Genomic DNA, 10413 nt, shown 5'->3' on the forward strand with positions numbered 1-10413 from the left:
TCCAGCTACAACAGATGGAGGAAGCAAAATCAGGAGAAACTAGATATGGCAAAATGAAGGAGCAAGGAAGCGATAGACCAGCGCCAGACTGTTACAAAATGTGTCGAAGCTTGCCTGTAGAAAGACGGTTCAGTTAAGGGGAAATAGCGAATGGCCTCGGCTGATTTCCGATTTTTTGCCAACTTCTGCCCCCAGCAAGTATAATAAAGGCAGCAACTGGTCGCTGGAGGAGGACAAAACCATTGATTCAGCATGATTTTTCAACGTTTTTAGACCAATATGAGCTTGGCGTGCCATGGGAAATAGCTGCCGGAGACAGCGGCATGAACAATACAACGCGGATCGTACAGGCGGGAAATAACCGCTACGTGCTGCGCATTTATAACAATCATCAGAATAAGTCGACGGTTTTGCTGGAGCATGAGGTGTTATTTGGGCTGCTGGAGCAAGGGAATCGTCATTTTGACATTCCTAAGCCTGTAGCCAATCGCGCAGGGCAGACCGTAACCGAGGCAAAAGACGGCAAACTGGCAACGCTATGCCATTTCATTGAAGGCAAGCGGCCTTCCGTCGAAAATATTTCCCACATTAAGGGGCTCGGCATCGCTACGGCTGCTTTATGTAAGGGATTAAATGCCATTAGGCCGCAAGGTGAGCCTATTTATGATCCCTATTACAAGCTGGAGCAATCTTATGAGGCGATAAGCATTCCAGCTATGCTTGATATTGCTAGTGAAGCCGGACTGCTGCCGGAATTTGAGGAGCAAGTCGTGTGCTTGCAGCAGGAACGGGAGCTTTTACAAAATGACCTGAAAAGCATAGCCGAGCTTCCCCGTCAATGGATTCATGGCGATTTGAATTTCAGCAATTCCGTCGCTCGTGGAGATGCCATAGTCGGCTTGCTTGATTTTGAATTTTGTACCGTCGATGTAAGGGCGATGGAACTGGCTGTCGTTATCGTGGATTTAATTGACTGGGCAGATGAAGGACAGCTGGAGCGAATCGCTTTGTTTTGCGAGGGGTTTGGGTCTGAATTGCGGCTGACAGCTGAGGAGGCAAGTGGTATTACGCTGCTGCTGAAGCTACGGATGCTTGATGTGGCGCTGCATTTTATGACGCGCTGGCGGGAGCAGCTTGACGAAGCGGCGGTATTGCAAAAAATTGTGATCCAAGCGGCAAAAATCGTGAAATGGACAGGCAGCAATGAACGACATTTGAAAGCGCTATTTCTGGAGCTGCTTGCTGGCGTTGATCGACCACTATAATTTGGAGGAGTTGGGCTCATGAGTGTTGCAGCAGCATTAGGATACAGCAGTGATGAAAGACTGCTCATTGTTAATGCCGATGATTATGGCTTATGCGGTTCAGTTAATAAAGCGGTGGAGCAGCTTTTGGAAGAGCGCGCAGTAAGCTCGGCAACGATTATGATGCCTTGTCCCGCAGCACGGGAAGCAGCGAAATGGAGCGCGTTACATCAGGAGCATGATGTAGGCGTTCATTTCACTTTTACAAGCGAGTGGGATAATTATCGCTGGGGGCCCGTGAGCAAGCCTGAGGATGTTCCTTCCTTGCTCGTAGAGGGCGGATATTTCCCGAAAGATAGCCGCACGTTCGAGCTGCAGGCCGACTCCGAGCAGGTAGAGCGCGAGCTGGTTGCCCAGATAGAGCTTGCCCTGCAGCTCGGGATGAAGCCGAGCCATGCCGATAATCATATGGGCAGCCTGTATGGGCTTGCGACAGGCAATCATTTTTTACCTATTGTATTCGACGTATGCGCCAAATATGGCTTGCCTTTTCGCCTTCCGCGTCATTTGCTAGGTGATCGCGCGCAGACAGCCTCTCCAGAGCTTGCCGAGCAGGCGAAGCAGCTCGGAATGCTGGCGGATTCCAAAGGCGTCATCATATTGGATTACTTAGTCGGCTTGCCATTCCAGCTGCAGGCTGGGGAAACGTATGCGTCGTTCAAAGAGGCGATGAAACAGCAGCTGCGCAGCTTGCAGCCGGGTTTGACAGAGCTTATTATTCATCCGTCGCTCGTAACCGATGAGCTGTTCTCCTTCCATGGCCAGCCTGAGAAGCGTGGGCTTGAGTTCCAGCTGTTCCGCGATCGCGAGATCGTGCAGACGCTGCATGGCGAGGACATTCGGCTCGTTCGCTGGTCGGAGCTGCAACGTGTACAGCGCGAGCGCTGTGGCTGGAGCCAATAGAACATCCTATTTTTCGTGAAAAAAGGAGCTGCTAGTATGTCTTACCAATCCATTGCTGTATTATCTGAACAACTGAGAAGCAATATTGGCCGCGTCATCGTAGGGAAAGAGCATATAGCCGACTTATTGTTTATCGCATTAATTACCGGCGGCCATGTGCTGCTGGAGGATGTGCCCGGAACGGGCAAAACGCTGCTTGCCAAATCGCTGGCGAAGTCGCTCAGCCTGACATTTCGGCGTGTGCAATTTACGCCGGATTTAATGCCGTCAGATTTGACGGGCATTCATTTTTACAATCAGAAGCAGGGGGATTTTGAGTTCCGGCCTGGTCCTTTGTTTACGAACATGCTGCTGGCTGACGAGATTAACCGTGCAACTCCACGCACGCAATCCAGCCTGCTCGAATGTATGGAGGAGCGGCAAATTAGTCTCGAGGGCGAGACAATGCCGCTTTCGCGGCCTTTCATGGTTATGGCGACGCAAAATCCCGTCGAGCATCAGGGAACGTTTCCGCTGCCGGAAGCGCAGCTGGACCGTTTTTTATTCAAGGTTAAAATGGGCTATCCAACAACGGATGAGGCGCTGCAAATTTTGAAGCGCTTTAAAGAGGAAGACCCGCTGGAGCAGCTTGCACCCATTGCAGGGGCAGAAGAAATTGCAGAAGCTCAGCAGCTTTACTCCTCTGTACGCGTATCGGATGATGTGCTGCTTTATATGCTGAAGCTAGTGGAGCAGACACGGAGCAGAGAAGAAGTGCAGACGGGCGTCAGCCCTCGCGGCAGCCAGGCGCTGCTGAGAGCCTCGCAGGTGCAGGCGATTTTGCGGGGAAGAGATTTTGTAACGCCGGATGATGTTAAAGCGATGGCGCAGCCCGTGCTGGCCCATCGTCTCGCGCTTCGTGGACTGCAGCGTACACAAGGCAGCGCAGAGAAAATTATCGAAGATATTATTAGGCGAACCGAGGTTCCTGCCGAGGCAGGACTTCTCGCTAAATAGGCTAGTAAATAAACGATGCTCGTCGTTTCTTTTATTATCGCTGCAATCATTATAGTTATGCTTCAAGCTAATGTGTTTCGTAGGTTTGCTCTGCGGAACATTAGCTATTCCAGGCGGTTTAGTCAAAAAACCTGCTTTAGTGGGGATCGTATGGAATTGGTGGAGCAATTGTCAAATGGCAAATGGCTGCCTGTTCCTTGGCTGCGAGTTGAGTCTCAATTATCCTCCCAGCTCATCTTTCGCTCGCAGGACAATCTTGCGGTGAGCAGCGGGGAGCATTACCAGAACCATAAAAGCTTTTTCAGTCTTATGCCTTATACGAAAATTACTCGCACGCATTCGTTCGTCAGCGCCAGGCGCGGGGTGTACAAGCTTCGCTCGGTTGCCCTGACCGGCGGCGATTTGCTGGGCATTCAGCATGATATGAAGCAAATCATGATTGAAGGCGAGCTGCTTGTTTATCCGCTCCCCGCACAAGTTCCAAACGATGAGTTGCCCTCCCACAGCTGGCAGGGCGAGACGTCGGTGCGGCGCTGGATTGTGGAAGATCCCTTCGTTGTCGTAGGCGCAAGGGATTATCGTCCCAGCGACTCCTTCAAGGCGGTCAACTGGAAAGCGACCGCTCGGGCAGGCAAGCTGCAGGTTCATCAATATGATTATACGGCTGACAGGAAGCTGATGATTTATTTGAATGTTGAGGATCATGAAGGCATGTGGCGTACGATTACCGATGAAGCATTAATCGAACGGGGCATTGAATGGGCAGCGGGAGCAGCGGAGGCCGTCACGGCGAGCGGCATGGAAGTCGGCTTCGCCGCCAACATGCCGCTGCAAGGCGAGCTTGAAAGCGCCATGCTGCTGCCGCGCAGCGGCTATGACCAGTGGCTGGCGATATTGGAGCTGCTCGCCAAGCTGTCGCTGACCCGGACGGAGCTGTTCAGCGATCTGCTGCAAAGGGAGAGCGAGCGCGGTGTAAGCGGCTGTGATCTGCTCATTATTTCCGCGTATTGGAATGAAACGCTGGAGCTTGCTGCCCAGCAGCTGCGTTTTGGCGGCAACTCCGTCTCGATTTGGCTGCTAGCAGGGCAAGCTAGCGAACAGCAGCAGGCAGGTGGAGTATCATGAACAAATCGCCTAATGCAAAAATCGCTGGAATAGCTGTAGGGAAAGGCTCGCTGGAGCTGCTGTTTTTGCTGCCCTTCGTATTGCCCTTCGGTGCTTATACGCTCTCAGGCGGCCTGCTTCTCGTTTGGCTGCTCAGTTTGCCAATATGCTATGGAGCTGGTTCCCTGCTGCTGTCCGTTACAGAGAAGCTGCTCAACAGCAATCGGGCAACTAGACTATGCCTCGCCTTGCTAATTGGCATTTTGCTTTCTGATGGTTTGCTTGTTGTATGCGGTGCAATTGCAATGGCATCAGGAGCAAGCTGGGAAGCTTGGTGGCCGGCGCTTGCTATTTTCGGCAGCATCGCTGTTTATCGTGGAATGAATGAACGGCTGCACAGCTGGTCGATTATATTTACAGGAAGTACGATGATGATAGGCATTTTCGGCTATTTAGCGCTGCAATTGGCTCAATTTTGGCTCATGCCGCTGCAGCATTATTCGTTTTGGATGACAGCCGGCGCAATTGTGGCGCTGATGGTTTATTTTTTCATGGTGAATGAGCGGCTGGTGCAGCGCGAGACGGATCAGACGGGGCAGCATCGTCCAATATCAGCCTCTGTAGAAGCCTTCAAACGTCAAAATAGATGGATGCTTGCTTTGCTGCTGCTGCCTGTTATTGCGATTGGCTTTATCAGGCAAATTACGCAGGGGATTGAATGGGCTGTGCGCTCTCTCGTTCAGCTGATACTGTCATTAATAACAGGAGGCGAAGCAGATGCGCCTGCTCAACCGCAGCCGGAAGTATTGCCTGAGCCCGTATTGCCGCCTGTGGAGCAACAAGAGCCTTCCCCATGGCTAGTATGGATTGAAGGCCTATTGAAAGTCGTCATTATCATCATCGTTATTGCTGCGATTGGACTAGTTTTATTTTGGCTTATGCGAGTTGTGTATCGGCTCTCCAAAGCCTTTCTTGCCAAAATGGCGGAGCGCTCCGCTGAAAGGCTGGGAGGCGAGCAGGGCTATACCGATGAGGTCGAAAGCTTAATGACCTTAAGCAAATGGCAGGATGGCTGGCGGCTCCGCAGAAAGCGAAATAAAGCCGAGCAGGCTGTTAAATGGGAGGAGCTCTCGGGAACGAGGGAGCGAATCCGCTATTTGTACAGCCGCTGGGTAAAGCGCAGCATAAGCAAAGGTTATGTGTATCAGCCTCATTTGACGCCTAGGGAAACGGCAGAGGAGCTCGTCAAATGGCAGGTGGCTGCGAAGGATGCGGATAGCTACAGCGAGGCAGATCGTAAGCAGCTGATCAATCTGTATGAAGAGGCGCGTTACAAGGAGGAGGAGCCGCAGGAGGAAGCGGTGAATGCCTTGTATTCACAGCAGCAAAAACACGGCAAATAGTTTTAAGCAGCCTGGCCGGAGAATGACCCGGTCAGGGCTTTTTTAATGGGTGTTCAAAGAAAATAAACGATTAGACCGTGAACGGTATTAAGCTAACTGACAGTTTAGTTGAAGATACATTCCGGTGAACCGTACCATCGATAGTGGTAAAGCAGAGAGTTGAGTTGAATGTGGATGCAGCGATGCTCAATCTGCATATAGCGTAAATGCTCCACACATGTGGAGTGCTGTTTGTCGCTAATGAGAACGTAGTGAATTAGAGCCACATTCGCTTGCTTGAAGGAAACCCGAGCGTATTCAGCGCTCGGGTTTCTGTGTTTGTGCGAGCCAGTTGGATCGAGAAGAATGAACTAGGAGACCTTGAAACAGTACATCCCAATCTGGCGCATTGTTTTCAAACAGTTCCATATAGCAAAGAAAATGATGCTCTGCACGATTATTGGCGGGATAGAGGTTCGAAAAGACGGAATTAGATTCACTTCAAGCTGCGGATCAGCTAGATCATTGGTACGATGGGGGGTTGAGGTTGGTAGTCTGGTGGATTCGGATAAGGGCTTGAGTAAGGAAAATAGAACTAGATTGAGTTGAGGCTCCTGCCGCTAGGGGTCTTTTGTTTGTCGAATTTGGGAATATTTTCTGGATTTTTCTAGCTGGTAGGGATATAATTATTTTAGATTTTCTTACCTATCGAGGTCTGTCATAGATATGTTAAATTCATTTTGACAAAGGAGATTAGCAGATGGAGGTCACAAACGTATACCTTAAAAATAAAATGAAAATTGGGGTTGTAGGTCTTTCTGGAATAGGAAAATCTACATTTTTAAATCATTTAATTGACGAAAAAGTAGCATCTCAATTAATAGGGCTAATTGGCCCACAACATAAGGAAACTAAACTCTCGGGTCAAACTAAGAATCCAGTTAGATTTTACATTGAGCGTGATCTGGAGCAGTGTTCTTGTAAAGTTAGTCAGATTAAAGATGGTGTAGTCGATGAGCAAATCATAGATATTTCTCAGGCAATGGATTTTGCTTGTTTATTAGAAAAGTGTACAGTTTCAATAAGAGTGAAACCTTCTTCTAATTTCGATAAAGTAATGGACCAATATGATTTGAATGAATTGGAGTTTATTGATACACAAGGGCTTCTAGATTCACAAGATAAGGAAACCCAAGTACCCTTAGAAATTAAAGAATGTGCCGTTTTGTTGTATCTTTATAATATCCCAAACTTAGGGAACAGACGCGATTACATTAAAATGTACCAAAATTTTCTCAATTCAATCTCAGATAAGCCTTTGATTTTTTTAGAAACAGATACGCAATGGCAAATTGGGAAAAGAGAATTAGATAATTATGTTGATACGGCTGAGGAAGTATTGAGTGAAAAGGATGAAACTAATTATGTAGCTGCAGAGGTCATCCGTAATAGATATAGTGAATTGACAGGTAATAGTGCTTATAAAAATAATGATACATTTATTCTTACTTCAATTTTAAGCGCTTCTACATCTTCTGTTAATTATTATCAAGTGAAGTTACCTACTGGGGAAGAACATCACTTTAATAATTGTGTTAGAATATGTTCTGCTCATACAATGCAGGAGGTCTTTAAGAGACTTGCAGGAATTAAAGAATCAGTACGGCATGAGTTTGACAACGCAACGGGAAAATTTAATCATATTATTTCATTTGAAAATTGTTATGGTTTATTACACGATGTATTTGTTAAACAAATTAAACGAGTTGACTACAATAATGCAAAAGTTTTACGCTTTGCTAGACATAATTCGGGTAGGTTTAAAGAGGCACTTAAAGCATTACATACAGGTGAGATTTTTGAAGCAGATTTAACAAAAACAACACTAGAAATACATACAACTCATGGATATCATAATTTCTACGAAACGTACAGCAATCAAAAATTTTTAGATTGCATGCAATTGTTACTTGATCTTTATAAAGTTTATTTGTCCAGAATAGAAATTGATGAAAATGGAAATAAACTATCAAAGGCTATTCAAGTTTATCTAGCGCAATCAGTCTCGAATGATTACATGTGCAGGGATACCGGTTACCCTATTCCAATACTTAATGAGGATACTTTCCTTTACTGTATCCGGAAACTTAAAGAACGAATTAAAGAGATACCAGTTGAAAGTGTAGTTTATACTAAATTTAGTGAATACGATTCTGACATATTTGAAAAAAAGGATATTATGTATGAAATAAATAAGTACATTTCCAGTGCAGATTCTTTAATCACAAAGTTGGATGTCTTGTGTCAATCAATTAATGAAGTAATGCAAAGTAGGGCAGAAGATGTACTTATAAATATGACAAAAGAGTTTATTGAAGTTTGAATTCCTTTTTGAGTTGTACTAAAAGGGGAAAGAAGTGTGTGGAATCGTTCAGTAGAAAAGAAGGAAATATTTCTCTTTATCGTGCTTTTCTTTCAGGTATTCGTATAGACAAGTAAACTTTTATGGGTGTGTAAATGACCATCCGTGGAAGAGCGCTTCGCTGGCAGCGATGAGGTCAGGGGTTCGATCCCCTAGGCTTCACAACACCTTAAACTTAAACGGCAGTGATGCCGTTTTTAATGTATTGATTTGATTTTTTTGCAGTACACCAGACATGTGGAGTGTGTAATATTGATGGTTCGCAAGGAATAGAGGAGATGTGACAGGTTGGCTCAAACCTTCAAATCAGAGGTGATTTGAATGCTACTCAACTATGTGCTGATAGTTGATTTAGCCCTTGTTTTTTCCGCGAGGAAGAAATTAGGGAACCGATTTTGGATTTGAAGACAAGAGGGTCTATATCTTGTGTTCGATATAAATGCAGTTTAAATAAAGAGCCTGCCTTTAAGCAGGATTTTTACGTTTTTTAACACTGATATTTCCCTTTTTGTCAGGATTTAACTAGTTTGTTGTCGAAGTACGAAGTATGGTGTCACATGAGTTAGATTCAAACAAATCTAGAGTGGTGAGAAGATGAACAGGACGGAATTATACATGGCAAGGCTCGCGTTCAAATTAAAAATCCACGAATCTGATGGGCAGAGATTCGAAGATTTATTTATCAAGGTAATGGGGAAGGCAAATCTAAATTTTCAACCGGTAAAAGCATGGGGCAGAATTGGCGATATGAAGAATGATGGTTTTGATAGTACTTCGGGTACTTACTATCAAGTTTTTGCACCTGAGAGTACCGAAAAATTATCAACAATAAACTCTGCAGTTAAAAAAGTCCGAGATGATTTTAATGGGCTTAAAAAGCATTGGCACTCAATCTGTCCAATAAAGGAATTTTATTATGTTGTTAATGATAAATATAAAGGAGTGGCAGCACCAATTCATCAAGAGTTGATGAAATTGGAAAAGGGAAATAAAGGGATTAAATGTAAACCTTTCACTTCGAAGAACCTAGAGGATACATTTATCAAGCTTAATAGTGATGATATTATAGATGTCATAAGTTTTATTCCCGATGATACAATCGGATTCCTGGATTATTCGGTACTTAACGAGGCGGTTACACATATTAAAGGTTGTTCAGGGTTCCCGAGTATAGAAGATAATTTGAATGTTCCAGATTTTGAGGATAAACTAATATTCAACAAATTAAGCAACAAAATTCAGCACTATCTTACTTTTGCAAGTTACCAACTTGGCGATTTGGAAGAGTATTTTAAGGTGAATAGCGAATATGTGAGAACGGATTTGCAAAAATGCTTCAAAGAAATGTACGAGGAATCGAAAATAGAGATTCCTGAGGAGGAGGATCTTTGTACCGATAAGCGATTTATGTATATTTTGAAGAAGGCATCACCTAAAGAAGATAAGGCACATAGAGACGCCGTACTTGTACTAATGGCATATTATTTCGAGTCATGTGATATATTTGAGGAACCTGTAAAGGAAATGGTTATATGATACTTCCACAGAAACATGTTTCAATATCAGAATCAATGTATGGTTTTGGTGCTGAACTAGCTGCATTGATAAATCACGAAATTGAGATTGATGAATTATGGAAAAAATATAAGGATAGTAATATCCCTTACAAACATAATTTTGACATGTTTATTTTAGCGCTTGATTACTTATTTATCATTGGCGCAATAAACGTTGACGATAGAGGGTGTATAATACTTGCGTCTGAATAAATTAAGTGCAGATAAACATACTTTTCACACTGTTCCGTTTAAGCCCGGACTTAACTTAATAGTCGGAAAGAAAAATAATCCCTCTGACAACAATGTGAAAAATACTTACAATGGCGTAGGAAAATCGTTAATCATTTACTTAATACACTTTTGTCTTGGTTCTAATAAGATAAAAGTGTTTGAAGAGAAAATTCCAAATTGGCACTTTACATTGGAATTTGAAATTGATGATGTTGTTTTTACTTCTTCAAGAAATACTTCAAAGCAGAACGAGATTTATTTAAATGAAAAAAAGTATACCATTACAAACTTTAGAAGATTAATGTTGAAAAAGGTTTTTAATAATGAAACAGTTACAAAAAACCTCACGTTCAATACACTATTCCCACGATTCATTAGACGAGATAGGGAATGTTATGCCAAGTATGATACTTTTATTCGCAAAGAACAGGATTATAGTAAATTCACTAGCGTTGCATAAACCTTTAGCAAACATTAAAAGTGAATATTCTGAAAATAATTTTTCGAGATAA

General features: G+C 44.2%; 9 protein-coding genes. All 9 read left to right on the top strand.

The features are described 5' to 3' along the window. Window positions 1-242: 242 nt before the first annotated feature. The 9 genes from WH37_RS21155 (at window position 243) to WH37_RS21195 (ending at window position 10361) form a co-directional block, all read left to right on the top strand. The gene (locus WH37_RS21155; RefSeq protein ID WP_046232598.1) at window positions 243-1265 is read left to right on the top strand and encodes a phosphotransferase; all 1023 of its coding nucleotides are present in this window, start codon (window positions 243-245) and stop codon (window positions 1263-1265) included. 18 nt (window positions 1266-1283) lie between these two features. Continuing rightward, window positions 1284-2207, top strand: coding sequence for a polysaccharide deacetylase family protein (locus tag WH37_RS21160; RefSeq protein ID WP_046232599.1), 924 nt, complete (start codon window positions 1284-1286; stop codon window positions 2205-2207). Between the two features lie 36 nt (window positions 2208-2243). Then, window positions 2244-3203 carry an AAA family ATPase gene (locus WH37_RS21165; protein ID WP_046232600.1) on the top strand — a complete coding sequence of 320 codons (960 nt, stop codon included), beginning with the start codon at window positions 2244-2246 and terminating at the stop codon, window positions 3201-3203. Between the two features lie 150 nt (window positions 3204-3353). Further along, on the top strand, window positions 3354-4328 hold the full coding sequence (locus tag WH37_RS21170) for a DUF58 domain-containing protein (protein WP_052737120.1): 975 nt from the start codon (window positions 3354-3356) through the stop codon (window positions 4326-4328). After that, complete coding sequence (locus WH37_RS21175; RefSeq protein ID WP_046232602.1) at window positions 4325-5710, top strand: DUF4129 domain-containing protein; 1386 nt, start codon at window positions 4325-4327, stop codon at window positions 5708-5710. The genes WH37_RS21170 and WH37_RS21175 overlap by 4 nt, the downstream gene beginning before the upstream one ends. A 739-nt stretch (window positions 5711-6449) precedes the next feature. Then, window positions 6450-8072, top strand: coding sequence for a GTPase (locus tag WH37_RS21180; protein WP_046232603.1), 1623 nt, complete (start codon window positions 6450-6452; stop codon window positions 8070-8072). 633 nt (window positions 8073-8705) lie between these two features. Next, the gene (locus WH37_RS33845) at window positions 8706-9647 is read left to right on the top strand and encodes an ABC-three component system protein (protein ID WP_052737121.1); all 942 of its coding nucleotides are present in this window, start codon (window positions 8706-8708) and stop codon (window positions 9645-9647) included. Beyond that, a complete protein-coding gene (locus tag WH37_RS21190) occupies window positions 9644-9880 on the top strand; it encodes an ABC-three component system middle component 6 (RefSeq protein ID WP_046232604.1) in 237 nt (78 codons plus the stop codon). Before WH37_RS33845 ends, WH37_RS21190 begins: the two co-directional genes overlap by 4 nt. Next, window positions 9867-10361, top strand: a complete 495-nt coding sequence (locus tag WH37_RS21195; protein WP_046232605.1) for an AAA family ATPase — start codon at window positions 9867-9869, stop codon at window positions 10359-10361. Before WH37_RS21190 ends, WH37_RS21195 begins: the two co-directional genes overlap by 14 nt. Window positions 10362-10413 lie beyond the last annotated feature (52 nt).

The organism is Paenibacillus algorifonticola (assembly GCF_000971975.1).
GTDB lineage: Bacteria > Bacillota > Bacilli > Paenibacillales > Paenibacillaceae > Pristimantibacillus > Pristimantibacillus algorifonticola.